The organism is uncultured Clostridium sp., from assembly GCF_963527835.1.
GTDB lineage: Bacteria > Bacillota > Clostridia > Clostridiales > Clostridiaceae > Clostridium.
Genome location: NZ_CAURTC010000001.1, coordinates 114,883 through 141,811 on the forward strand (window position 1 = coordinate 114,883; position 26,929 = coordinate 141,811).

Sequence of the window (26,929 nt, forward strand, 5' to 3'; positions counted from 1 at the left end):
TTTAAATAAATTCCTCAATCCATGAGGTTTATCTATTAGGCTATGTTTTAAGTGAATGTTGATATTGTAGTATAAGGGCGAACTGGCATTGGAATTTACTTTTTAGAACTCTTAAGTAAGAGTCAAAATTTTATATTTTGCTACTCGAACTTACTCAGCGAATGTACATGAGTCGAGTTTCCTTTTAGTCTTACAATTAATTGCTTGTCAACAATCTATGATTGGGAGCATGCATTAATTGGACTAAGCTTTATTTTAGAGTTCTTAAAGTAAATTCCCCTGTCCATGAGCTTTATACTACAATATCAACACTATTTTAAAACATTGCATTTAACTTAATTTACATATTGTTTTTCATAATTATTATGCTTCCATTATGAGTATCTTCATGTTCTTCTATTTCATCTATAATTTCATTTAAAGCTATATCTATATGCTTTTTATTTTTATTTAATATATTTTCAAAATCTACCCATCTTATTTCTTCATAAATCCCTTTACTCATAATCAAAAGTAAATCATTTTTTTCTAATTTAATACTATCGATTTTCATTTCTACATTATTAAGATTTTCTTGTCCAAGATAATATAAAACCTTTTTGTTATTTAAAACTTGAAGTGCTTCAACCTTCTCAAGTTTTCCTTCATAATATTTTTCTTTTGCAACTTCATTCATACAATGACCTTCACTCAATTTTATAAGTTCACCTTTTCTAAAAATAGTTAACATCAAATTGCCTAAAGAAGTATAATATAAATTTTCTTCATCAATAATTGCCATTAAAACGCTTGTACCACCTTTATTTTTCTCTACTCTTTTAAGTATTTCATGATTTGCTTTATTAATGGCTTTTTTTAAAAAGTAACTCACTTTTTCATTACTATATTCTTTTAAAAACATATTTGATATTGTTTTTACAGCAGTAATGCTAGAAATTCTTCCTGCTTCATTTTTTCCTAAACCATCAGCGATAACTGCTAAAATTGCATTATCTTTTTTCTTTATATTAAAATAATCTTCTTGTATTTCTTCATGACCTATATGTGAATATTTAACTAAACTTATATTTTCTTTGTTCATAACCTTAAACAATATGTGCTTTATCACACATAATAAAAATAATAATATTATTAATATAAATACTGCTTCTTTGGGATCATATCTACTCATAAATAACATTTAAATTACCTCTGTTCTTTATCTTGCCATTCAAAATGTTCGCCACAAAATGGAACAAATAAAAATTTACTCTTTCCAAGCTCTATAACATCATAATTTGTAAGTTCTGTTGGCATATATACTGGTTCATTATTTAAATAAGCAATTCCTGAAGAATCTCCCGGAAGCAATACATTGTTTTTCTTTTTAGGATCATATACTACAACTGCATGATTTCTTGCTGTTATATAGTTATCTCCAAGTATTTGTATATCCATATCATCAGCTCTACCAATAAAATTTTTCCCATTCTTTATTTTGTAATCTTTTCCTACTCTACAACCTTCAATACATACAAGCCATCCACATACTGGATCTATTTCTTGGTATAAAAGATTTGTTTCTACTTCCTCTACCTCTGGTATAAGTTCCTTTTTATTTTCTTTTTTACTTGTATCTATATTGCAATAAGGGCATATTGGACCATAACGTCTCTCACTAAACATATGACCATTTTGACATCTGATTAATGACATATAAATCACTCCATTCATCTAAGTAATAATTTTACTTTTGAAATAAATATAATATCTCCTCTTTTCAAGCTACAAGGAGTATTTTTTACAATTCTGTACTTTTTACCATCGTCTATTTTTTGTATACAAACTCCACTATCTACAGATAGATCTTCTATATACCATGTTCCAGCAGCATAATTTAACACTGCATGATTGTCTTCAACTAATGTTGAATAAATAGATTTATCTAAATCTACAAATACATCGTTTCTTTTATTATTTTTTCCAATAAGAAAAGATATTTTATCTTCAATTGGCCATTGTTTTATTATTTCATTATCTTCATTTACTAGTTCAATGGTATTTATACCTTTACTTTCTTTTATATAACTTTCATTATGTATTTTTTTATATAAAGTTATAAATGTTATAATTCCAAATATGATTAATAAACCTAAAAGTAAACCTTTAAGTTCCCTTGATTCTATAGTCATATAAGTTATTCCAAATATTAATGTTATTGTTATGCCTATAAAAACATTTATTAATTGAATACTAAATATCAATTTATTATTTTGATTATCTTTCAAAGTAACCACTCCATTACTTTCTTAATACTTTTTACTTTATATAAATCCTTATTTCTTTACATTAAAGAAATTATTAAATATACTACTCGTATCAATAGGATTTTTACTATCTTTTTTTATTTTGCTCCCATCAACATCAACACTGTTTGCTTTAAATCCAAAAAAGCTTTCAAAATATTGATTTAAATCATTTAAAGCATCACCTTTATTTGAGTTTTCTTTAGATTTACCTTGTGATTTTTTACTGTTATTTTTATTCTCATTTTTTTGACTATTAGAATTTTGCTTATTTAGCTTTTTATCATATTCTTCTCTAGATGATTCATTGCTTAAAATTTCATATGCTTCATTTATTTGTTGAAACATTTCTATTGCATCTGGATTATCTTTATTTTTATCTGGATGATACTTTTTAGCTAAGTTCCTAAAAGCTTTTTTTATTTCATCTTTATTAGCACTTTCTGAAACTCCAAGTATTTTATAATAATTTTTCACTTTATCACTCGCTTTTTCTTTAAATTAGAATATGTTTTAAATATATTTTGATATAGCAATAAACAAAGTATCATCATTACTTCATACACCCTTACTTATGCATATATAACAATCTAATAAAACATAGACTTAAATTAAGATTTTATTTTCATACTATATTTAATTTCTATAGACTAATATTGAAATATTTTAGTATACTATAGTTAGTGATGCTGAAGGTATATAAAACTAAAATACTCATATTTGTTTTAAAAAAGTTGCATGTGAGGATTTAAATTGTTAGTGAGTCAAATTTAAATCCTCTGCAACTATAGTAAAATTAGATATATTGCTATTTTATTATTTTAGGTATAATTAAGCGCTATATCCGCCTTCAATTGTAACTTGAGTTAGCTTATCTTTCTTTTGTCTAACTACAAGTGTAAATGTACCAATACCTTCAGTATCACCAAAGTTTTCTTTGTAATCTACAACGAAAGCATTAGGATAAGTAATTTTTCTTATAATTTGGTCAGCTGAAATAACTTCTACAGTTATTTTTCTATAACAATCAGCTTTCTCTGCTGGTACTAATGACCAAAGTCCCATTTGTCTTGTGCTATCAAATGGATCCCCATCTACAGCTGTTAATATTTTTCCACTTACGATCATTGTACTTCCTACGTCTTTTGAACGTGCGTTAGCATCCTTTGGAGTATCTGTTGTAAATCTTACTTTTTCAACACTTTCAATACTTAAATCAATTGTTTCTGCGCCTTCAATTTTTACTCTAAATCCCATTTTTTAATTCCTCCTATTCTTGTCCAAATCCACCTTCAAATTTTACAAAAGCTGTTTTATCTTTCTTTTGTTTCACACATATCTTGAAAGTACCAATACCTTCAGCATCTCCGAAGTCTTCTTCGTAGTCTACAACAAATGCATTAGGTAATGTAATTTGTCTTACTATTTGTGATGCTGAAATAACATCTACCTTTACATTTCTGTAACAATCAGCTTTTTCAGCTGGTACAAGAGACCATTGTGCTAATTTTATAGTGCTATCAGCAGCCTCTCCTCCTACTGGAGTTAATATTTTTCCTGTTATAACTAATGTTGTACCTTGGTCTGTAGAACGGGCATTTGAATCATCAGGTGTATCAGTTTTAAATTCTACTGTTTCAACACTTTCAATGCTTAAATCAATAGTTTCTGCACCTTCAACTTTTACTTTAAATCCCATTTTGTCATCTCCCTTTTTATAATTTATTTATAATTAAAATAGATATTTAATTAATATCTATTAGAATTAGCTAGCTTCAGTTCTAGTAATTTCAACTTCAAGATTTTTCACATTACCATTAAATACAAGATCAATGTTGCATGTTCCACTCTTATCATTTATAACAAAGTTAATGTCATCTCCATCTTGTATTATTGCATTAATAAATTCTTTATTTGACATCCATTTACTCTTAACGCTATTAGGATTATTACTAAAGAATTTAACTATATTATCTTCTTTAAAGTCATTGGTATAAAATCTTAGCATTCTTTCTATATAAGTTGTAACTAAAGTCTTATACATTGATTCAAAATCATTTTCAGTCGCTTGAAGGCTTCTTGCCTTGTAAACTGTAATTTGCTTTATATCTTTACCTTGGTATTTAGCATTTTCTGATGAGAATACAAACCCAAAGTTTTTTCTATTTATTAAATTTTTGATTTCGTTAGTAAACCCTGATATCTCTTTTGCTAAAGTTGAAGTAATTCTTAATGAATTATCTCCAGATTCAATATCAAATCTTACTCCTGGATAATCAAAAAATACATTGCCATAATATTCTCTTAAGTATTCTGGACATTGATATGCTGCAACTATTCCTGCTGCAATATATGAACTTCCAATATATACTCCTTCAATCCATAACTTAAACAAATCTTCCTTTGCCTTTGACAATTGGGCATTTCCCTCATCTGTCATAAGCATTTTGCTATCAAGTATTACACCTGATTTTTCCTTTGGAATTATTGTAATGTTTGGAACACATGGAATTGCAAATTCGCTGTATGTTTGTCTCATAAGAGGAGCACATCTGTCCATAAATTTATCTACACCTGCTGTTGCTACATGATTAAAAGTAGTATCTTCTCTTGCTTCAAAGCTAAAGAAAACTTGTACTCTATATTTTTGTACTGTATCAAGAAGTAAAGATAAATCTTCCATAGTGTTACATTCTGTCTTTTCAACTTTTTTATTACCTTTAAATCTTTCTCTTTTAGCTCCACTTTTATTTTGACCTTCTAATTCAATTGATGGTACTATTCCAAACCAAATTGTATTGTCAAAATCATTTTTATCATTTACAGTACTTAAATATGCTTCAAGTCTTGGTAAATTAGCTGAATTAACTAATCTATTAAGCTTATTATTTACCACAAGTAATGTTGGCTTCATACCTTTATTTTTTGTCTTATATTGATCAAAAAACATCTTTACTCCAACAATTTTTTCTATTAATGGTTTCACAGTCTTTATAAAATCATCTTTGGAATTTTTGTAGAACTCAAGGTATGTATTATAATTTTCAACTTCATGTTCTACATCTATTTCACTTTCCATTGTAGATGCAAGCGGGCAAAAAGTTCTAACAACTAAACTTTTTACATAATCAGATTTTGTTTCATTCACTTCATCATAGTCATCTTCAAAGGCTTCAATTAATCCTATATTTGCTTTGTCATCTATTGCAATTAATGATTTTTCTTCACTCTTAGGGGCTTCAAGAACCTTAAGTTCTCCATCTTGTCCCATACTTAATACACCTATTTTTAATGCTTCTCCGCCATTTTGGCTATCATCTTGTCCTAAAAGTAATCTTGTTTTTATATCTTCAATAGCTAATGGAAGCATTGCCATTATGTTATTGTAATTTTCACCAGCATTCTCAAATAAATTATTTAATTTATCTCCTAAATCTAATTTACTTGGATCTTCATCATCTAGTTCATCATATTTACTATATAAATATTGTATTTCTTTTCTAGATTGTCTTATATCATCCATCACTTTTTTAGGTGAAATCATATCTAATAAATTTTCAAATTTAAAATCTACATTTGCTATTCCCTGAGCACTTTTAGTATCTATTAAAGTGAATAGCATTTTTAGAAAATCATTTGATTGGTTTATAGGGATTTCTGTTACAAAGTTATCTGGAAGATTTTCAGGTTTTTTTAATGTATACATTACCTTCTGATTCGTTGCATTATAAAATGAATATACAACTGGTGAGAATTTATCTAAAAATTCATCAAAACTACTTACTAAAAAATTTTCGTTGATTTCTTTTATTTTGTCATCATTTAAGCTGCTTAATCCCTTAGTATCTCCAATTACAGAAATCAAATCCAATCTTTCAGGATTTATTTCCTCAAATAATATTGTTCTATTCGTTTGTTGAATAACATCCATAATATATTTCCTCCAAAAATTATTTTATGCTACTTTTCATACTTAAATTAAATCACATTTCCTTTTTCGGATCATTTTACCATAACTTTAAATTTAATTCTATTTTTACATTTAATTTCTAGCATTTTTTTGTAATTTTTTTAACATTTTTCTAATTTTAAATATATTTTAATATATTTTTTTGATAATTTATTAATTGTCAACGTTATACTTAAACTATTTAAGAAAATATAGGGCTTTTTGTAATTTTTTTATTTATTTTTCATTTTTAGTTTATAAACGTTAAAAAAGAGTAATTTAAAACAACTTTAAAGCCATTTATAAATTACTCTTTTTTTGAATTTTTTATTATATTTTAACGATAAATATCTAAAAAAATATAAATAATATTACTAAAACTATACAAATCACTTTGAAGCCTTAAATATTCCTGCCTTTGTTGTGATTTCTATATTTTTGTTTTCTTTAATATACTTTTCTAAATACTTTGTAAATTCTTCTCTCTTTTCTCCAACAAGTATTGAATTTCCTTGAATCGTTGATGCTTTATATGATACAACGGGCTCTGCTTTATCTACTATTATTTTTCCTTCTAATATGTCTAAATCAATATTATTAAAATATTCTTTTAATATTTCCTTGCCATTTTCTAAATCAAATCTAGATGAAAGACCATTATTACTAATATCTAAATTAGAATCGAATTTTTCAGCTAATTTGTTTAATTCAATCATAGAATTACATGAATTAGTTGTTACATAAAAAACACCATTAGACTTTAAAACTCTCTTTATTTCGCTTAATGCCTTTTCTATATTTGCGACAAAATAAAGCATATGTTCTGCAATAACAACATCAAAACATTCATCATCATAAGGAATATCCTCTGCATTTATCTTTTTATACTTGAACTTATAATCTAAATTCTTTAAATTATTTTTTGCTGCTTTTAACATATTAGGAGAAAAATCAGATAAAATAATTTCAGAATTTTCATCTATAAATTCCTGATTTTTTAGCCATAGCTTCCCTACACCACACCCTAGTTCTAATATTTTTAAACCTTTAATCGAGTTCATTTTGTTAAAACACCATTTATCCCAATCAATCTTATTTGTATTATAACTATGAAGATTAGTTCTCAAATTCAAATTTTTATCGCTATTATACTGCTCCTTTATGCTATTTTGCATATTTGTTATTTTTATTATATTAACTAAATTATTAACATCTAAAAATCCATTTTGTTTTGCAGTATTCTCAGCATTATTAAATATTTCTATAACAGAATCTATATGTTTCTTTTTTTCTTCTAAAGCTTTTTTTTGGATCTTTACCATACTTTCTAAATTTTCTCCACTCTCATCTAATATATGAGATATATCACTCAATGATATCCCAATAAACTTTAGAGTAGTTATTTGTTGAAGTCTTAAAAAATCATCTTCGCAATAAATTCTATAACCAGCTTCTGTTTTTTCAGATGGTTTAAGAAGTCCTATTTTATCATAATGCAAAAGTGTTTTTACAGTAACTCCAGATCTTTTAGCAAACTCCCCTATTTTCAAAATTAATCCCTCCAATTTATTAATGAAATTACATAAACATGTTTTGCTAAAATGTTTATATATACATAAGAAAAGTGGACTGAGTAATTGAACTTAGGAATACTAAAATGACTATAGTCCCATTTTAGCTTGCTCCCAATATAAAATTGAGACAAGCAGTAAATGTGACAATACTCATTAAGAATTCTCAAAGCTCAATTACAATGCCACTTTACCTATTGTATATATAAACATAGCTCTAAAACAAATGTGTATTTTAAATTTTAACTAAATTGTACTAACTATAAAAAGTAGCATACAATAGTTTTCACTAAATATGCTACTTTTAATTAATTGTCTGTTATTAATATTTTCATATAAACTAAATCTATAGTTAAGTAATTTTTAACTCTGTTATTTTAGTTTAATTTTTTCAAAGTTATATAATTTACGTACTAAAAACTTTATATTACAATTTAAATCTAAAATTACTATATTAATTCTTTAATAACTTTTACAACTTCTCTTGCTACATATTCAGCATCTTCTAGAGATAATTTTGTATATACAGGAAGAGAAATTTCATTTTCATATTGTGCATAAGCATTTGGATAATCTTTTATATCATATCCAAGGTTTTTGTAAAGTGTTAGCATTGGAAGTGGCTTATAGTGAACGTTTGTTGCTATTCCCTTTTCTGCTAATCTGCTTATTGCTTCATTTCTCTTAGCTTCATTGAATCCTTTAACTCTATAAAGATATAAATGATAAGAAGTTTCTGTACCATTATCATCTTTAGTAAATGGTATTATTGAAAAATCTTCTTTTGATAATATATCGTTATATACTTTAAAGATAGCTCTTCTCTTTTCTAACATATCTTCATATCTCTTAAGTTGAACTAAACCTATTGCAGCACTTATATCTGTCATATTACACTTTAATCCATCATTAATGATATCATATTCCCATGCTCCAGCTTTAAGCTTTGTTAATGCATCTTTTGATTGACCATGCATAGCGGTAAATCTCATATATTTTTGTAAATCTTCATGATTTCCAAAGTTGTTATCATTAAAAGTAACTGCTCCGCCTTCTGCTGTAGTTAAGTTCTTAACTGCATGGAATGAGAAAGAATGGAAGTTACATTGAGACCCAACTCTTTCACCCTTGTATTTAGCTCCAAAAGAATGTGCAGAATCACAAAGTATTATTATATCTTCTCTATTTTTTTCTTTTAAAACTTTTTTAAGTCCATCATAATCAAAAGGCACTCCAGCAATATCAACTGGCATAATAACTTTTGTTTTATCAGTTATCTTTTCTGCTACTTTATCTATATCCATTTCAAACGTATCTTTTTTTACATCAACATATACTGGTTTAATTCCTCTATGTATAGAAACACTTGAAGTGGCTGTATAAGTATAAGGAGTAGTTATAACTTCGTCTCCTTCTTTTATATCAAAAACCTTAAGCACTAATTCCATAGCAGCTGTTGCACTATTTAATGCTAAAGCCTTATTAACATTACAATATTCTTGTATTCCTTCTTCAAATTTAGCAAGTTGAGGTCCTGATGTTATCCATCCTGATCTCAAAACATTAGAAACTGCTTCAATTTCTTCTTCAGTTATATCTGGTGGTGAAAAAGGTATATTCTTTATCTTAGTCATTAAAATTCATCCTCTCTTAATATCAAAATTATTTAAATATCTATCTATTAGTATAATTGTAAATTCTTAATTAAAATCTGTTTTTAATTAATGATACTACTTTTTATTTTTATCATTCCTAAACAAATTTATCTCTAGTAATTTTTTATTAATAATTTAACATCCTATACTAAGTATTTCCTATTTCAATATTTATTATAAACTCCTACCTAAGGTATGAGTCAATAGTAATGTTTAATTAAATTCTTTATAATTATAATATTATATACTAACGTTATTTAAATAAGGTTGTGTTTTAAATGAATGTTGATATTTTAGTATAAGAGCGTAGTAGCATTGGAATTTGCTTTTTAGAACTCTTAATAGATATTTGTTGAATTAATTGCTTGTCAAAAGTAAGTGTCCAAATTTTACATTTGACTACACGAACTTTCACACAGTACAATTTTACATTGGGAGCATGCATTAATTAGACTAGTATCTATTTTAGTGTTCTTAAAGTAAATTCCTCAGTCTACGAGCTTTATGCTAAAATGTCAGCACTAGCTCAAAATAAAACATAAATTTACTTATTCATTGATATATAAAGGCATCTATGCAATAAGAATTCTATTTCTTTTTTTAGTCTTATTAGTTCTTCTCCGCTAATATCTTCTAACTTCTTTTCATCTTCTTTAAATTCTTCATTTAATGCATCAAATAAAGACATTATCTCATCCTTATTAGTTTCTCTTAAAGAATCCAAGTATCTTCTTATAGACATTTCTACATCTTCTGCCCAATTGTCTATGGCTTTTAATGAAATCTCGTTTATCTTCTTTTGCCATGTTAATGAATCATATAAGTAAAATATTGATTCAGTAAAAACAGTTAGATACTTAGTAATAGCTTTTATTGATGAAGCTTTTATAGCCTTTAATAAATGTTTTAAATTTTCATGTGTATGTTTATATGATTTAGTATCTAATATATGACCTAATTTATTTAAATTCACATCTTCTGGATTGCTTATACTATCTTTGTCTTCTTTTGCAGTTGCTTTTCTAAACATTTCTCCAGTTGCTTGTTGTATTTCATCTCCTATGTGTTGCTTTAATACACCTTCTATAACTTCTGTGTAAGATGGAATACTTACTTTTATCTTTTCTTCTAATTTAGCTATAGCCTCTTTTAATATTTCTTCAATTCTTTTATCTAAAAGTATTATCTCACTTTCAATATCTCGCATTAAAGTTTCTGTTTCTTCATTTATTAAATTTGGAACATAATAATTTTGCATTAATGTATAAGTCTCTTCTTTTTTAGTCCATTTGCTTTCATCATGAACATATTCAGTAATTTTATTTTTTACATCTATTGCAGATTTATCTATAAGTTTAATTGAGCTTACTTTTATCTTTGTAAATCCTCTATCTATAGTTGTTAAGATTTCATGTTTTCTGTCTAAAAATTCCCCTAGTATATTTAATCTTTCTTCTATACCTTCTTTTTTAGATTCTACATTAGCAACCTTAGAGTTAATCTTTATATTACATTCATTTAATATATAATCTTGATAATTTTTCAAACTATTAGCAAGTTCTTCTTTTTTATCCTCATCATTAACTCTTTCATATACATATTCCCAAAGCATATATGTATCAGGATGTTTTTCCTTATTACTTTCTATGAAAAATGTCTTTGCATCTTTTTTAATACATTTATTAACACTTTTTTTAATTTCTAATATTCTCTTATTATCTTCTGACATGTCTTTTGGACACATATTAATGGCTAAAATAACTTCTACATCTTCACTTATTATTTCTCCAACATATTTTAAAAATTGAAAATCATCATCACCAATTCCAACTTTATAAGATACTACATATACAATAAAATCACTTTGTGGAATAAAACCCTTTAATGATTCCTCATGATATTCTACAAGTGATCCATAACCTGGAGTATCAAAAATTCTCATTCCATTATATTTAGAATTATTAGCCTTACCAACATATTTAAGCTTATGTAAATCCTTATCATAGTTTACTAGTAACTTATCAAAAATATCTTTATCTATAACTTGTGTGCTAGAATCCTTATTTACAGCTATTAATTTTTCTTCCTCTTTATCAGATATAACAACTTCAGTAACAACTCCAGTTGTTGGTTTAACACTTTCTAATAAAATTTTATCTTTAAATAATCCATTTATTAATGTACTTTTTCCTGAGCTTGTTTCTCCAAGCATAACAACATAATGTGAAGGATTCATTATTTTATCTTTAACTAAAAAATTCTTTTCAGTAATATCATCATTTCCTAAAGTTTTAACAATTGAATCAATACTCTTTTGTCTACTTATACATCTTTCAAAATTATTCATATATTCATCCCCTTGCTTTAATAATTTTACTATTATTTTAAAATATGTGCTTATATATGCATAAACAAAGTGGACTGAGTAATTGAACTTAGGAATACTAAAATAACTATAGTTCCATTTTAGCTTGCTCCCAATATAAAATTGTGACAAGCAATAAATGTGACAATACTTATTAAGAATTCTCAAAATCCAATTACAATGCCACTTTGCCTATGCATATATATTCCACATATAAAATATACTACCTGCTTTAAATTAACCCTACATCTTCTTTGACTTCATTTAATATTTTTAAGTCATCTTCAAATTCTAATATATTGTTTTCACTATATGTATAGTCATATTGTTTCTCTATACTTTGAATATCATCTTTAAAGCTATTTTCTAAATTCTTTCTTAGCTCTTTTATTGAATCATCCATATCTTGTTGTTTTGCTCTTAAATCATCAAGTATTTCTTCTTTTAAATAGTTCTCTAAATCTTCAACCATAGGCTCTAAATCTCGTAATGTATAATTTGCTCTAGTTTCTAGTATTTCCTTACGAACAAAATCACCTATCAAAGAAAATGCCATTCCAATTCCCATTCCAACAAGTATTCCAAGAGGACCACCTAATGTTCCTACAGTTCCAAGTGTTCCTATTACTCCACCAGAAACCCCTAATAATGATGGCAGCGATTTTTCAAATTTAAATTCACTTTCTTTATTAAAAAATGATATATTTTCATAATCACCATAAAAACCTTTTATTGTTATGCCATTTAATTCTTTGTTAAGGTTTTTTATTAATTCACTTGTTTTATCCAATACTTCATCCATAATATCATTTATAGCTTTATCAGATGATTCTTTGTATATTGAGCTTAATCTTTCTCCATCTACAATTCCTCTATTTATTATGTCCTTTAAATTAGCTCTTAAATTTGTTATTTTTTCTTTTATAATGCTTGATGCATAATCAATAATCTTTTCCATTTCATCGTATGCATAAGCTCTAATTCTTCTAAAGTTCTTTTTATTATCTAAAAGTATAGTTTTTATTTCTTTAATCTTTTCTTCTTTATTTAAATCATTTTGTTTCTTTTCATTTAAACATAATGTCTTATATTCTTCTATATTATCGTTAATATTTTCTAATGCCCCTACTATTTTTGAATTCAAAGACCTTTCTAAACCTATACTATATTCCTTAGATACATTTCCTATATTTTCTATAACACTTAATATTCCTGAATCCTTATAAAGTGTATCATCTTTAGTAAATTTACCTTTTACAGCTTCATAAACATTAACCACATTTACATTAATTTCTTTAGCTTCATTATGTTCCTCACATATACTATTTAAAACATATTCATTATGTTCTTTTGCTTCAAGTGCATCTTCATTATTTTCATCATTCCACTTGTTTTGAACAAAAATCGTATTTGATAATTTAGGCCATAATGCATTTATAAAATTTCTCTCCGTTCTCGTAATTGGAGGGTTTGTCCTTAACATAAATATTCCAGAAACTAATTTATTTACATAGTCTAATGTAGTTCTTTGATTTTCAGGCGTTAAACTACCTACTCCTGGCAAATCAACAAGTACTACATTGTTTTTTAATACATAATTCCTATTATATAAGATTATTTTAGATACCTTAAGCTCATTTGCTTTATTATAATCATTATGAACATACTTTTCTAAATCACATAATTTTATTTCTTTACATTCTTTATCTAAAAAATGTACTATAGCTTTTTCAGTATCCTCTCCGTATCTTACTTCTACAGGTACACAAGTTGTTTCATCAACATCTGTTGGTAATATATTATCTTCCATTAAAACAGAATTAAGAAAGCTACTTTTTCCAGCACCTTGAATGCCTAGTACAGGTATTATTATTTCTTTTTCATTCAAGTTATCAATAAAATGATTAAAATAATCTATATAATTTGCGGTGTTATCTTTATTAAGATACTTTTCCAGCAAAAAATTAAATCTAGAATCATTTATTAAATCTGCATATTTCATTAAATATTATCTCCTCTTTCCAAAAATCCTTGCAAAGAATGATCTATTTCCCCATTCAACTTCTTCTTGTATATTACTCATTTTCTTATTTAATTTAATTTCCATATCATTTATAAGATTTATTACTTCATATTTTTCTAACATTTTTTCATGTACTGTATCTAATTTTTCTATAGCCTCACAACTATTATTTATATTAATCTTAATAGCATCTTCTAACAAGCTTACTTTTGTTCCAACTTCATCAATATTAATTTCTTCTATCTTCTTTATTATTTCTTCTTTATTATTTCCAGAATTCTTAACCACTTTAACTCCTAAAATAGCTAATTTATCTTCTAAAGATTCTATATTTAAATCATTTATTTTCTTTTCTATTGTTCCTACACCCTCTGATAACTTAACCTCCAATTGTTTATCTGAATCTTCAACACGATCTTTTAACTTTTCTAGAGTTATAGCAATTCTGTTTAAACCACCATTTAAAAGCTTATTATGTTCTTCAGCAATTTCTTCTACACATTTTGAAATTTTTGATATATTACCACTTATTTCTTCTATTTTTTCTTCTATATCCTCATTATCTTCTCCAAGTTCATCTTTTAATATATTGATTTTCTTTTCAAGAGGTTTTAAGTTTTCTTTAAGTTCATCATTTATATTTTTAGATATCTTTGATAAAGACTCTATCATGTCTTGTTGCAATTCATCCATCATATTTTTTGTAACTTCATCACATTGTATTAATAAAGATTTCTTATCCATTTCTTTGCTCCTTAGTTTTTATAATATTACTTTAAAAAATAGCTCAATATTTCTTCTAATGTTTGTTTTTCTTCATCACCACGAGATAATATATTTCCAAACAGCTTAGTTTTTATATCTTTATATTGACTTAATAAAAATCCATTATTTTCTTGACCCTCTATTAATGCTAAATTATAAATAGGATTTTTAGAATTAACTAATACATAGCCAATCTTAGAATTATTTATTCTATTTCTAAATTTTTTCTTAAACGAATAAGTAGCTGTAAGTATTTCCTTTATATTATTAGCATTTATAAATTCTCTACTAGAATCTATAACTAAATTTATCATCATATTATTCTTTAAGATAATATTTTTAAGATTAATATTTTCAATTATTTGCTTTTCAGAACTACCTATTTGAATTCCATTAAAAAGTAAATACATATTATATTCTTTTGAAGAATCAATATTTAATACTTTATTTATTTCTAATTTATTTTGAGATAGCCCATATACTATTGTTATATTATTTAAAGTATATATTCCTTGTTTCTCTATAAGATCGAATTCTTCTTCATTCAAATACACATCATACATCCTAGAAATAAATTTAGATGCAGCCTCTAAATCCCAAGCCCAAAATATTTGATGAACTTCTTTTTGAGCTATAGAATAAGCTTCTTCTTCTATATAATTTCTAATTATTGAATAACTTTTCTTAAATATTTCATTACTTAACTTATAAAGATTATAAGAAACATTAGTTAATTCCATTTCCTCTATGTTAAGATTTCCATCTTCATTTTCATGTTTTATTTCTTCATCTAATGTTAAAGCTATTTCTTCTATATTGCTGTATTTATTTTTCAGCTTATTTCTTATAAGTTTTAAGTCTTTTATAACATTATCTATATCATAAAGCTCTATATTTTGTTCTTTCTTCTTTTTAAACTGTTCTTCTATATTACTTATTTCACTATAAAAAAGACTTAAAGAATTACTATACTGTTCGCTCCAATCATATAGTATACTCATATATTTTCTACTACTTTCATTACATACCTTTTTAACCATAAGTATAGTGGCTTCTTTATCTACTACTTTTTCATCATATTCTTGCTTTTCATATCCCCAATCGGTTTCAAATATATCTGATAAAATTCTTTTTCCTACATTAAAGAATCCATCTTTTTTTATAAGTTTTACTTTCTCTTCGTATTTATGCTCAACATATATATCTTCACTTTCCATACTAGGTAATGAATATGAAAATCTAATGTCAATATTTAGTTTTTCGTATATTTCCTTTTTCTTTTCTTCGCACTCTCTTACAATACTTAAAATTTGATTTTCTATTTTCTTGCTCTTATTATTTATATTTTCTACTATATCTGAATAGCTACTTATTTCTTTTGAATCCGAATCATTTATTTCTTCTATTGTATTAAGTGTTATCTTATCTATTAGATTAATTTTAGATGTTATTTTATCTCTAGATACCCTAAAATCATAATTAAGGTCATCAATATCATTAAGTATTTCTTTTATGTAACTTGTATCCTCTAAATTGCTTCCATCTATAATTTCTTTGTCAGTATCAATTATATTATCAATTCTTTCAATAATACTCCCTTGTCTTTGAATATTTAGTTTTGGGGTAATGTTTTTAACACACCTATATATAGATTTTATAAAGCCTTCAATATTAGATTCATTATATAAATTTTTGTTATTTTTTACTCTTCCATTTAAAGCATTGAGAGAAGAAATTTGAATAACATGAAACCCTTTATTGCTTGTTGCTTTTTCTAATAATATTTCTGCCCTTTTTTTATGCTTGTCTAATATGATATCTTTATTTTCTTCAACAATTCCATATTTACCTATCTTTTCTTCTATAGAATCTATCATGTTTTGAACTAATATTATTTGCTTCTTTTTATCATTTACTATTTTTATTTTTTCTAAATTAATTTGGTCGCTATTAGCTTTAACAGTAGTTAAAAATACACAAATATCTATTGTTGGCAATAGAATCTCTAAAGTTAACTTTTCATGCATTTCTAAATTATAAGCATCTAAACCTGGACTATCTATTAACTGAATGTTGTCATCTAATAAAAAGTTAGGTGACTTTATATCAATCTGAGCTACATTAAACTTATTATTAGAATTTCTATTTTCATCGGCATACTTAGATATAACTTGCATATTTAAATTAGTATCATCATAAACTTCTGGAGATTTATCTTTAAAGTATATAGTAGCCTGTCTCTTTTCGCCTTTAGAGACTGTTATTATTATACTTGAGCTTGGTAAAATAGCTACTGGTAATAGCTTTTCTCCTAGCAATGAATTTACTAATGTTGATTTTCCACTGCTTGTTATTCCCATAATAGCAATTCTTATTATATTACTTTTTATTTGTTTTTTACGTTGATTTAACCATTCAACATCATTACTATATCTATTTTTTCTGTATTCATTATGTCCTAATATATTTTTTATATCTTCAATTGTTTCTAATATATAGTTATCTTTATTCATAATTTTCTCCATCTTTTATGCTAATTTATGTTATGTATTCATAAATAATCATTTACTGTTATATTACCACAATTGACTACATTTATCTAATTTCTATTTACAAAAAAATCACCAAACAAATGTGAAACCACAGATTTTTCTAAGTTTTTACCTTTTACAATATATTTTAGAAAAATTTGTTAGATATATATGTTATCTTTTCTTACTATTTATTTGATTATTAAAGCAAAATAGACTGAGTAATTGAACTTAGGAATAATAAAAATGAGTATAGTCCCATTTTAGCTTGCTCTCAATATAAAATTGAGACAAGCAGTAAACGAGACAATACTCATTAATATTAACAATTATTCAAAATGTAAGTAAATTATATCTCAACTATTACTGGTAAAATCATAGGCTTTCTTTTCATTGTAGTATATACAAAACTATCTACTTCTCTTCTTATCCTATTTTTAATTTCTGCCCATTGTGTTACATTATCATCTAAACATTTCTCTACAACTTTTGTAACTATACGTCTTACATTGTTAATTAAATCTTCAGAATTCCTAACATATACAAAACCTCTTGATACTATATCTGGTCCTGATAATATCACTTTATTTCTTCTATCTATTGCTACTACTACAGTTATAATTCCATCTTCAGCTAAATTTTTTCTATCTCGTAAGACCATATTTCCTACATCGCCAATTCCAAGACCATCTATAAGGACTCTTCCAGATGGTACTTTTCCAATAACTTTTCCCTTGTTTTTTGACAATTCAAATACATCACCTGTATCTAATATAAAGATATTTTCTTCTTCAAGCCCCATGCTTTGAGCAATTTTAGCATGAGTAATCAAATGTTTATATTCACCATGCACAGGAATAAAGAATTTAGGTTTTAACAAGCTTTGAATCACTCTAAGTTCTTGTTCACATGCATGACCTGAGACATGTATGTCTTCTATGGTTTTATATATTACATTGGCACCTTTTTCAGTCAAGTCATTTATTAAATTTGATACAGCTTTCTCGTTTCCTGGTATTGGAGATGCGGAAATTATAACCATATCTCCCTTTTGTATTTCTATATATTTATGAGTAGAAGCTGCTATTCTAGAAAGAGCTGCCATTGATTCACCTTGACTACCCGTTGTCACAATAGTAATTTGGTCATTTGGACAATTCTTTATTTCATCTAATGATACTATCATTTCTTTTGGTATAGATAAATATCCCAAATTCATTGCGATCTCTGATATTTTCTCCATACTTCTACCACTAAAAGCTATTTTCCTTTTATTTTTTATAGAGCAATCACTGATTTGTTGAAGTCTATGAACATTTGATGCAAATGTAGATACTATAACTCTTCCTGTTGCTTTACTAAAAAGATTATCTAGCGTTTCTCCAACTGTTTTTTCTGACATTGTATATCCTTTATGCAATGCATTTGTACTATCTGCCATCAATAATAGTACACCTTTTCTGCCGAGTTCTGCATATCTTTGAAGATTTATTACATGACCATCTATTGGAGTAAAATCAACCTTAAAATCTCCACTGTGTACAACAATTCCTAATGGTGTATGCAACGCTATAGAACAAGCATCAGGAATACTATGATTCATTCTAATAAATTCGATATTAAAATTCTTTAATTTTACAGTTTCACCAATTTCAACAAGATTTAGTTTACAATCATTTAGCATATGATGTTCTTCTAATTTACTTTCAATTAATGCTAATGTTAGTTTTGGTGCATATACTGGAACATTAATTTGTTGCAATACATAAGGTATTCCACCTATATGATCTTCATGACCATGAGTTATAAAAAAGGCTTTTACTTTATGTTTATTTCTTATTAAATATGTAACATCAGGAATTATGATGTCAATTCCATAAAGATCTTCATCCGGGAATGCTAAACCACAATCTATAACAATTATTTCATCACCATATTCAAATGCTGTAATATTCTTTCCGATTTCTCCAAGTCCACCTAATGGAATTATTTTTAATTTCTCCTTATTTTTCAATGAAACCTTCTTTGGTTTGTAACTCTTTAATTTTTTTTCTGTAATATTTTCCACGCTTTCACCCCTAATTATAATTTTATTACTTATTTTAAGTATTTACATATATAGTTAAATATATAACCTAAAACTTAAGTTATTCGATTTCGAATTCTTTGTATACTCCTTATACTAACATATAAATGTAATTTTACAGTATAGTGAGTTTTAAAAATATTGTATAAATTTATTAAAAATGATATTCTTTATAAGCAGAGTTCTAAATTTTTAATTTCATAATTAATAGTACTATTTAATTGTATCTAATGTCTTCATGTTATTAAAGCTTTTAGAACATATTATTGTTTAATACATAACCTAACTTGTATAAATAGAATTACTAGTAATTTTATTTTAGCTATTATATTTATTAATAATTTTTTCGAAAGGAGATAACTTATGACAAAAGATATGACAAATGGAAATCCAACTAAATTAATACTCTTTTTTTCTATTCCCTTATTAATCGGAAATATATTTCAACAACTTTATAGTATGGTTGATACTATTATTGTTGGAAGATTTTTAGGTATACAATCTCTCGCTGCAGTTGGAGCTACAGGTTCTATATTCTTTTTAATAATAGGATTTATAATGGGAATTGCCAGTGGATTTTCAGTTATTGTTTCTCAAAAATTTGGTGCTAATGATGAAGAAGGAGTAAGGAATTCCGTTGCAACTTCTATAATTCTATGTATCATTATAACCATAATAATAACTACTTTAAGTCTTTTATTTTCTAAAACAATGTTAAACTTACTAAATACACCAGAAGATATTATAAATAGTGCTAATGCTTATATAAGTGTAATTTATGCGGGAATTGGCGCCACCTTTTTCTATAATATGATTTCAGGTATATTAAGAGCTCTTGGTGATAGTAAAACACCGTTATACTTTTTAATTATTTCTTCAATTTTAAATATAGTCTTAGACTTAGTGTTCATACTTAATCTATCTATGGGGGTAGCTGGTGCAGCATATGCTACAGTAATTTCTCAAGCTATTTCTGGCATATTATGCTTAATCTATGTATATAGAAAATTCCCCATCTTAAGATTAAAAAAACATAATTGGAAATTTGATAGAAAGTTTGCAATGGAGCATCTAAATATAGGACTACCTATGGCTCTTCAATTTTCAATCACAGCAATTGGAGTTATGGTTATCCAAAGATCTCTTAATGCCTTTGGTTCAACTATTATAGCAGCATATACAGCCTCTTCTAAAGTTGAACAGCTTGTAATGCAACCTGCTATTACTTTTGGAATAACTATGGCTACCTATTCTGGTCAAAACTTAGGTGCCGGAAAAATTGATCGTATAAAAGAAGGAGTCAAAAAATGCTGTATTATTTCAACCATTATAAGTATTATAGCTGGAATAATAGTTGCATTGTTTGGGAAATCTTTCACTAAATTATTTATTGATACTCCAGACCCTAATGTTTTAGCAGCATCACAACATTACCTTAATATAGTTTCTGTATTTTTTATTTTCCTTGGATTACTATTTATATATAGAAATACTTTGCAAGGAATTGGCGATGGATTTGTCCCTATGATGGCTGGTGTAGCTGAATTATTAGTAAGAGTTATTGTAGCATTTACATTGCCTTCTATAATTGGATATACTGGCATATGTTTAGCTAGTCCAATAGCTTGGATGGCAGCTTGCCTTCCTTTAGCCATAAAATATTATAAAACTATAAATAAGATGAGTATTAATGATTTAGATTTTTCAAAAACAGAATCAACTCAGCTTCTTGGATAAAAAAATAATATCTTAAATAAATTCCTTGGATAAAATAAACATTCCAAGGAATTTTATTTTATATACTTATCTACTACCTCATAATATTATTATAAAGGTCCAACTTGTATTCTTAATTATTCACTTCAAATAACATTTCTATAATTTTACTTCATATTAAGATTATAACTCATTCATTTTTATATTAATACAGATTAATTGTTAAATTTTAATTTACTCTAAAACATAATTCACACAATTTTAATAATAACATTTAGGATTTTAACTTATTTCTGATTTCCATGAACAATAATATATTTGCTTATTAGTGAAATCACAAGAAAAATTCCACAACTAAAAGAAGTATTCTCACATGTAATAATCGAAAGTTCTAACCCTTCTAAAGTTATTAATACATTTAATATATATGATATAAGAAACGTACCATATGAAATACTGCAAATTAAATTTCCAATTACGGCTCTATTAGTGAATTTATTCATTTTCATTACATAGCTTGTTTCTTTTATTTGCCGTATAAATCCATATGATAATCCACCAATAAATACTATGATTATAATGTACCCTATAATATCACTCATATTTCCTCCACTTTTCTAAAACATGATTTTTACTCCTTATTCGTACAATTGTCTTGCATTCAATTACTACAATTTTATATAGAATCTTCACAATCGTAACTTTCTAATATTATCCCTCTGTAAATATATAACTTTTTGATTAGACTCTCCTTTCTATAAATAAACCTCATAATTATATTATTATAATATTTTGAAAATTTTATTAGTTATTTATTTCTTTTATTTGTAAAAAAAGAATATAATTTCAGAATCAAAGAAAATAGGGCTTAATAAAAGTAAAGTAAATCATTTGATTAAGATAAATTTAATATAAAAGTGCAAAAAAAGTTGGCTCTTCCTTAAATCAATGTTGACATATGCAATATGTAAAGCGGCATTGTAGTTGAACTTTGAGAATTCTTAATGAGTATTGTCACATTTACTGCTTGTCTCAATTTTATATTGGGAACAAGCTGAAATTGGACTATACTCATTTTTAGTATTCCTAAGTTCAATTACTCTGTCCGACTTTGCTTATGCATATATCAATAATAGATAAAGCAGAGCCAATAAATATTCTATTTATTCATGCCTTCATAATCTTTTAAAAATTTTTCAATTCCCGCATCTGTAAGAGGATGCTTGATCATTTGCATAATAACATTGTATGGTATTGTTGCTATATCGGATCCTGCTTTAGCACATTCTAATACATGAATTGGATTTCTAACACTTGCAGATATAATTTCAGTATCTATTCCATGAACTGCAAATATTTCAGATATATCTTCTATTAATGTAATTCCTGTACTTCCGATATCATCTAATCTTCCTAAGAATGGACTTACATAGCTTGCACCAGCTCTTGCTGCAAGTAATGCTTGTACTGCTGAAAAGATTAATGTTACATTTGTTTTTATTCCTTCTTTATGAAGAATATTTACTGCTTTTAATCCTTCTGCACACATAGGAATTTTTATTACCATGTTTTTGTGAATTTTAGCTATTTCACGTGCTTCTTTAACCATACCTTCACATTCCATTGAAATAACTTCTCCACTTATTGGACCATCAACAATGCTTGTGATTTCCTTAATCACTTTTTTAAAGTCTCTTCCTTCTTTTGCTATAAGTGAAGGGTTTGTGGTAACACCACAAATAACTCCTAACTCATTAGCTTTTTTTATTTCTTCAATATTAGCTGTATCAACAAAAATTTTCATCGATTAATCCTCCTAATCTTTTCTTAATTTATTTATTCTATAATTAGTATGCATAATCCTTTAACTTCAAAAGTTAACGATTACTTTATAAAATACAACGTTTGCACTCGTTTAAGCAACTATTCTAAGTTTTAGATGAAGCATTACTCCACCTAAAACTTAGAATTTTAATTTCTTATAAAGAAGCTATTGTATCAAGAGCGACTTCCATCATTGCTTTGAATGTTGTTTGTCTTTCTTCTGCACTTGTTACTTCACCTGTTATAAAGTGATCACTTACTGTTAATAAAGTTAATGCATTAACTTTATGTTTAGCTGCTATTGTATATAATGCTGCAGTTTCCATTTCAACTCCTAAGCAACCAAAGTCAGCCCATTTCTTCCAATCTTCATTATCGTCTCCGTAGAATATATCTGAGCTATATACGCTACCCACTTTAGGTTCAAATCCTTTTTGTACTGCTATATCATAAGCAGGTTTTAATAAATCAAAACTTGCTGTTGGTGCATAAGTTCTACCTTGGAATCTTACTAAGTTAAGATTTGAATCTGTTGAAGTTGACATTGCAATTATAAGATCTCTGATTTTAACTCTTTCATGGTAACCACCACAAGTTCCAACTCTTATAAGATTTTTAACTCCGTAGCTTTCTATTAATTCAGTAGAATATATAGACATTGATGGGATACCCATTCCTGTTCCTTGTACTGATATTCTCTTACCTTTATATGTTCCTGTAAATCCATACATTCCTCTAACTTCATTGTAACAAACTACATCTTCTAAGAAGTTTTCTGCTATAAATTTAGCTCTTAAAGGATCTCCTGGTAATAATACGCTTTCTGCTATAGCGCCTTCTGGTGCATTAATATGAATACTCATTGTGTCTTACCTCCGCTTATTATAATTTAATTAATTGTTATATTTTTCCGTTTAGGCTTTATATAAGTAAAATCTATTTTAATATTGATTTAACTTCTCTAATTATTTCTTCACTAGTTAAATTATATTTTTTCATAAGTTCATCTGGTGTTCCTGATTCTCCAAATGTATCTTTAATTCCTACCATTTTAATTAAAGTAGGAAATTCTCCACACACAACTTGAGAAACCATTGCTCCAAGTCCACCTATGATAGAGTGTTCTTCTGCTGTAACTATTCCTTTAGTTTCTTTAGCAGCTTTTAATATTATTTCTCTGTCTATCGGTTTTATAGTAGAAATATTTATAACTCTTGCTTTAATTCCTTGAGTTTCTAATTCTTTTGATGCTTCTATAGCTTTTTGAACCATCATTCCTGTGGCTATAATAGTTACATCATTACCTTCTCTTACCTCAACACCTTTTCCGATTTCAAATTTATAATTATCATCGAATATATCCTCTGTATTACATCTTCCAAATCTTAAGTAAATAGGACTATTAAATTCAGCAGCAGCTTTTGTTGCAGCCATTGCTTCTCTGTGGTCTGCTGGAACTATTACTGTCATATTAGGAAGTGAATTCATAAGTGCTATATCTTCAACTGATTGATGTGATCCACCATCTTCGCCAACCGTAATTCCTGCATGAGTTGCTGCTATTTTTACGTTAACTTTTGGATAACAAATAGAGTTTCTTATTATTTCAAAAGCTCTTCCACTTGCAAACACAGCAAATGTACTTGCAAAAGGTATGTTTCCTACATTAGCAAAACCAGCAGCCATTCCCATTAAGTTTTGTTCTGCTATACCTGCATTAAAAAATCGATCTTTAAATTCTTCTTTAAATCCATTAGTTTTTGTTGATTTAGAAAGATCCGCATCTAAAACTACTATCTTTTCATTTTCATGTCCTAGTTCAACTAACGCCATTCCGTATGATTCTCTTGTTGCCTTACCCATCTTAAAATTCCTCCTATCTTTCAATTTCACTGATTGCTTGATTTTTTTGTTCTTCGTTAGGTGCTTGACCATGCCAACCTGCTTCATTTTCCATAAAGCTAACTCCCTTACCTTTTACAGTCTTAGCTATAATAACACTTGGCTTATCATTGCACTTTTCTATTTCTAAAAATGCTTCATTTATTTTGTCAAAGTTATTACCATCTTCACAAATAACAACATTCCAACCAAAACTTTCAAATTTCTTATCTAAAGGAGAAACTCCCATTACATCTTCATTTTTACCATCTATTTGAAGACCATTGTTATCAATTATAGCAACTAAATTATTTAATTTATAATGAGCTGCTGCCATTGAAGCTTCCCAAACTAATCCTTCTTGTAATTCTCCATCACCTAAAACAACATATATCTTAGCATCATTCTTTTGTGTTTTAAGACCTAATGCCATTCCTACTGCATTTGATATTCCTTGACCAAGTGACCCAGTTGACACATCTACGCCTGGCACATGCTTAGAATCTGGATGTCCTTGAAGAAGTGCTCCTGTTTTTCTTAAGTTATATAATTCTTCTTTTGGAAAATATCCTTTTTCAGCTAATACAGAGTAAAGAGCTGGAGCTGCATGTCCCTTACTTAATACAAATCTATCTCTATTAGGATCCTTAGGATTCTTAACATCAACATTCATCTTTTCATTGTATAGGTATGTTACTATTTCTGAACAAGATAGAGAACCACCTGGATGTCCTGATTTTGCTGCATAAATCATTTCTATTATGTCTTTTTTTACTTCTTTTAATGTAGAAATTAAATTTTCTTTATTCATACTTTTCACCAACCAATCTTTCAATTTGTAGCATATATAATTAACTTTGTTTTAAATATTGATATTTTAGAATTCTTAAAATAAATTTCTGTATCTATAAAATTTTAATCTAATAAGTCATTTATGGATGTCTATACCTGAATAGTTGTCCATATTCAGGTATAGACAAGCTCTACATGAAGTTTAGAGCTATCTTCATACTAAAATATCTATTCATTTTTTAATATAATTAAACTAACTTTTCTAATACTGATTTTCCAATTGTATTTTGAGGCATTTTTAATTTAAAGTTATCAGCTATAGTTGCACCAATTGTAGCAAAACTATCCACCGTATCCATTAATCCATTTTCCTTCATAGATGGTGAATAAGCTATAAATGGAACAAATTCACGTGTATGATCACTACCAACATAAGTTGGATCATTTCCATGATCAGCTGTTATTATTAATAAATCATCTTCTTTTAATTTCTCTAATACTTTTCCTAAGTTAACATCAAACTTTTCTATTTCTTCTGCATAACCTACTGGGTTTCTTCTGTGTCCCCATAAAGCATCAAAATCAACTAAGTTAACAAAACATAATCCTTTAAAATCTTTATCCATTATTTCTAATGTTTGTTCCATTCCATGAACAGAGCTCTTTGATTTATTTGATTCAGTAATTCCTTCTCCATCAAATATATCGCTTATTTTTCCTACAGATATCACATCAAATCCATTATCTTTTAATGCATTAAGTGCTGTTTCTCCATATGGCTTTAACGCATAGTCATGTCTGTTACTTGTACGTTTAAATTCGCCTTTTTTAGATCCTAAATATGGTCTAGCAATTACTCTTCCAACTTTCCATTCATCTTTAAGAGTAAGTTCTCTTGCTATTTCACAACAACGGTAAAGTTCATCTAAACCAAAAGTTTCTTCATGACCACAAATTTGTAAAACAGAGTCAGCAGAAGTATATACTATCATATCTCCTGTCTTCATTTGATGTTCTCCAAGTTCGTCTAATATCTCAGTACCACTTGCACTTTTGTTTCCTACTATGTTATGTCCTGTTCTTTTTGTTAATTCATCTAATAGTTCTTGTGGAAAACCTGTATCTGTAAATGTTTGGAATGGTTTTGTAATGTGTAAACCCATCATTTCCCAATGACCAGTCATAGTGTCTTTACCAACACTTGCTTCTTTCATTTTCATATAATGAGCTAAAGGCTTATCTGCTGCTTTTACATGTTTTATAGAATGTAGATTTGATATACCTAACTTTTCTAAATTTGGTATATTAAATTTTTCTACTGATTCAGCAATATGTCCAAGAGTATCTACTCCTTTATCTCCATATTCCATTGAATCTGGCATGCCGCCTATTCCAAGTGAGTCTATTACAATTGTGAAAATTCTATTATACTTTTTCATATCTTCAATTCCTTTCCAAATTAGACTATGTTTTAATACTAATTTTA

21 protein-coding genes are annotated in these 26,929 nt (G+C 26.9%); 1 reads left to right on the forward strand and 20 read right to left on the reverse strand.

Annotated elements, in window-relative coordinates; genetic code table 11:
- Nucleotides 1-340 precede the first annotated feature (340 nt).
- The 14 genes from RYM86_RS00680 to RYM86_RS00745 all read right to left on the reverse strand — a co-directional run bounded on the left by RYM86_RS00680 (nucleotide 341) and on the right by RYM86_RS00745 (nucleotide 19,158).
- A complete protein-coding gene (locus RYM86_RS00680) occupies nucleotides 341-1,171 on the reverse strand; it encodes a protein phosphatase 2C domain-containing protein (RefSeq protein ID WP_315076457.1) in 831 nt (276 codons plus the stop codon).
- A gap of 14 nt (nucleotides 1,172-1,185) precedes the next feature.
- Nucleotides 1,186-1,695: an FHA domain-containing protein gene (locus RYM86_RS00685; protein WP_315076459.1), complete on the reverse strand. Its 510-nt coding sequence runs from the start codon at nucleotides 1,693-1,695 to the stop codon at nucleotides 1,186-1,188.
- Nucleotides 1,696-1,709: 14 nt separating this feature from the next.
- On the reverse strand, nucleotides 1,710-2,267 hold the full coding sequence (locus tag RYM86_RS00690; RefSeq protein ID WP_315076461.1) for an FHA domain-containing protein: 558 nt from the start codon (nucleotides 2,265-2,267) through the stop codon (nucleotides 1,710-1,712).
- A gap of 48 nt (nucleotides 2,268-2,315) precedes the next feature.
- On the reverse strand, nucleotides 2,316-2,762 hold the full coding sequence (locus tag RYM86_RS00695) for a DnaJ domain-containing protein (protein WP_315076463.1): 447 nt from the start codon (nucleotides 2,760-2,762) through the stop codon (nucleotides 2,316-2,318).
- A 354-nt stretch (nucleotides 2,763-3,116) separates the two neighbouring features.
- Nucleotides 3,117-3,542 carry a membrane-associated protease 1 gene (locus RYM86_RS00700; protein WP_315076465.1) on the reverse strand — a complete coding sequence of 142 codons (426 nt, stop codon included), beginning with the start codon at nucleotides 3,540-3,542 and terminating at the stop codon, nucleotides 3,117-3,119.
- A 13-nt stretch (nucleotides 3,543-3,555) separates the two neighbouring features.
- Entirely contained in the window at nucleotides 3,556-3,984 is a 429-nt protein-coding gene (locus RYM86_RS00705) for a membrane-associated protease 1 (protein WP_315076467.1), read from the reverse strand.
- A gap of 66 nt (nucleotides 3,985-4,050) precedes the next feature.
- On the reverse strand, nucleotides 4,051-6,216 hold the full coding sequence (locus RYM86_RS00710) for a transcriptional regulator (protein WP_315076470.1): 2,166 nt from the start codon (nucleotides 6,214-6,216) through the stop codon (nucleotides 4,051-4,053).
- A gap of 407 nt (nucleotides 6,217-6,623) precedes the next feature.
- Nucleotides 6,624-7,784 (reverse strand): methyltransferase domain-containing protein, encoded by a 1,161-nt coding sequence (locus RYM86_RS00715; RefSeq protein WP_315076475.1) that lies wholly within the window; start codon nucleotides 7,782-7,784, stop codon nucleotides 6,624-6,626.
- A 470-nt stretch (nucleotides 7,785-8,254) separates the two neighbouring features.
- Nucleotides 8,255-9,439 (reverse strand): DegT/DnrJ/EryC1/StrS aminotransferase family protein, encoded by a 1,185-nt coding sequence (locus RYM86_RS00720; protein ID WP_315076478.1) that lies wholly within the window; start codon nucleotides 9,437-9,439, stop codon nucleotides 8,255-8,257.
- A gap of 565 nt (nucleotides 9,440-10,004) precedes the next feature.
- Nucleotides 10,005-11,807, reverse strand: coding sequence for a dynamin family protein (locus tag RYM86_RS00725; protein WP_315076480.1), 1,803 nt, complete (start codon nucleotides 11,805-11,807; stop codon nucleotides 10,005-10,007).
- Between the two features lie 250 nt (nucleotides 11,808-12,057).
- A complete protein-coding gene (locus RYM86_RS00730) occupies nucleotides 12,058-13,827 on the reverse strand; it encodes a dynamin family protein (protein WP_315076482.1) in 1,770 nt (589 codons plus the stop codon).
- A 6-nt stretch (nucleotides 13,828-13,833) separates the two neighbouring features.
- Nucleotides 13,834-14,592, reverse strand: a complete 759-nt coding sequence (locus tag RYM86_RS00735) for a viral A-type inclusion protein (protein WP_315076485.1) — start codon at nucleotides 14,590-14,592, stop codon at nucleotides 13,834-13,836.
- A gap of 26 nt (nucleotides 14,593-14,618) precedes the next feature.
- A complete protein-coding gene (locus RYM86_RS00740; RefSeq protein ID WP_315076487.1) occupies nucleotides 14,619-17,126 on the reverse strand; it encodes a dynamin family protein in 2,508 nt (835 codons plus the stop codon).
- Nucleotides 17,127-17,493: 367 nt separating this feature from the next.
- Nucleotides 17,494-19,158 (reverse strand): ribonuclease J, encoded by a 1,665-nt coding sequence (locus tag RYM86_RS00745; protein WP_315076748.1) that lies wholly within the window; start codon nucleotides 19,156-19,158, stop codon nucleotides 17,494-17,496.
- 435 nt (nucleotides 19,159-19,593) lie between these two features.
- On the opposite strand from RYM86_RS00745, the gene RYM86_RS00750 reads away from it, so the two are divergent.
- Nucleotides 19,594-20,967, forward strand: a complete 1,374-nt coding sequence (locus RYM86_RS00750; protein WP_315076491.1) for an MATE family efflux transporter — start codon at nucleotides 19,594-19,596, stop codon at nucleotides 20,965-20,967.
- Between the two features lie 266 nt (nucleotides 20,968-21,233).
- On the opposite strand, the gene RYM86_RS00755 is transcribed toward RYM86_RS00750, so the two are convergent.
- The 6 genes from RYM86_RS00755 to RYM86_RS00780 form a co-directional block, all read right to left on the reverse strand.
- A complete protein-coding gene (locus RYM86_RS00755; protein WP_315076494.1) occupies nucleotides 21,234-21,548 on the reverse strand; it encodes a hypothetical protein in 315 nt (104 codons plus the stop codon).
- A gap of 557 nt (nucleotides 21,549-22,105) precedes the next feature.
- Entirely contained in the window at nucleotides 22,106-22,750 is a 645-nt protein-coding gene (fsa, locus tag RYM86_RS00760; RefSeq protein ID WP_315076497.1) for a fructose-6-phosphate aldolase, read from the reverse strand.
- A 175-nt stretch (nucleotides 22,751-22,925) separates the two neighbouring features.
- Nucleotides 22,926-23,633 (reverse strand): purine-nucleoside phosphorylase, encoded by a 708-nt coding sequence (gene deoD / locus RYM86_RS00765; RefSeq protein WP_315076500.1) that lies wholly within the window; start codon nucleotides 23,631-23,633, stop codon nucleotides 22,926-22,928.
- A 73-nt stretch (nucleotides 23,634-23,706) separates the two neighbouring features.
- Nucleotides 23,707-24,633, reverse strand: coding sequence for a transketolase family protein (locus tag RYM86_RS00770; protein WP_315076503.1), 927 nt, complete (start codon nucleotides 24,631-24,633; stop codon nucleotides 23,707-23,709).
- Between the two features lie 13 nt (nucleotides 24,634-24,646).
- Nucleotides 24,647-25,462, reverse strand: a complete 816-nt coding sequence (locus tag RYM86_RS00775; protein WP_315076505.1) for a transketolase — start codon at nucleotides 25,460-25,462, stop codon at nucleotides 24,647-24,649.
- A 229-nt stretch (nucleotides 25,463-25,691) separates the two neighbouring features.
- On the reverse strand, nucleotides 25,692-26,882 hold the full coding sequence (locus RYM86_RS00780) for a phosphopentomutase (protein ID WP_315076508.1): 1,191 nt from the start codon (nucleotides 26,880-26,882) through the stop codon (nucleotides 25,692-25,694).
- Between the last annotated feature and the right edge of the window lie 47 nt (nucleotides 26,883-26,929).

Excerpts from the sequence above, each read along its gene's own strand:
- RYM86_RS00710 (WP_315076470.1), bottom strand. The coding sequence starts at position 6,216 with ATGGATGTTATTCAACAAACGAATAGAACAATATTATTTGAGGAAATA.
- RYM86_RS00770 (WP_315076503.1), bottom strand. The coding sequence starts at position 24,633 with ATGGGTAAGGCAACAAGAGAATCATACGGAATGGCGTTAGTTGAACTA.
- RYM86_RS00755 (WP_315076494.1), bottom strand. The coding sequence starts at position 21,548 with ATGAGTGATATTATAGGGTACATTATAATCATAGTATTTATTGGTGGA.
- RYM86_RS00705 (WP_315076467.1), bottom strand. The coding sequence starts at position 3,984 with ATGGGATTTAAAGTAAAAGTTGAAGGTGCAGAAACTATTGATTTAAGC.
- RYM86_RS00700 (WP_315076465.1), bottom strand. The coding sequence starts at position 3,542 with ATGGGATTTAGAGTAAAAATTGAAGGCGCAGAAACAATTGATTTAAGT.
- RYM86_RS00725 (WP_315076480.1), bottom strand. The coding sequence starts at position 11,807 with ATGAATAATTTTGAAAGATGTATAAGTAGACAAAAGAGTATTGATTCA.
- RYM86_RS00740 (WP_315076487.1), bottom strand. The coding sequence starts at position 17,126 with ATGAATAAAGATAACTATATATTAGAAACAATTGAAGATATAAAAAAT.
- RYM86_RS00685 (WP_315076459.1), bottom strand. The coding sequence starts at position 1,695 with ATGTCATTAATCAGATGTCAAAATGGTCATATGTTTAGTGAGAGACGT.
- RYM86_RS00735 (WP_315076485.1), bottom strand. The coding sequence starts at position 14,592 with ATGGATAAGAAATCTTTATTAATACAATGTGATGAAGTTACAAAAAAT.
- fsa (WP_315076497.1), bottom strand. The coding sequence starts at position 22,750 with ATGAAAATTTTTGTTGATACAGCTAATATTGAAGAAATAAAAAAAGCT.
- RYM86_RS00775 (WP_315076505.1), bottom strand. The coding sequence starts at position 25,462 with ATGAATAAAGAAAATTTAATTTCTACATTAAAAGAAGTAAAAAAAGAC.
- RYM86_RS00730 (WP_315076482.1), bottom strand. The coding sequence starts at position 13,827 with ATGAAATATGCAGATTTAATAAATGATTCTAGATTTAATTTTTTGCTG.
- RYM86_RS00780 (WP_315076508.1), bottom strand. The coding sequence starts at position 26,882 with ATGAAAAAGTATAATAGAATTTTCACAATTGTAATAGACTCACTTGGA.
- RYM86_RS00720 (WP_315076478.1), bottom strand. The coding sequence starts at position 9,439 with ATGACTAAGATAAAGAATATACCTTTTTCACCACCAGATATAACTGAA.
- RYM86_RS00750 (WP_315076491.1), top strand. The coding sequence starts at position 19,594 with ATGACAAAAGATATGACAAATGGAAATCCAACTAAATTAATACTCTTT.
- RYM86_RS00680 (WP_315076457.1), bottom strand. The coding sequence starts at position 1,171 with ATGAGTAGATATGATCCCAAAGAAGCAGTATTTATATTAATAATATTA.
- deoD (WP_315076500.1), bottom strand. The coding sequence starts at position 23,633 with ATGAGTATTCATATTAATGCACCAGAAGGCGCTATAGCAGAAAGCGTA.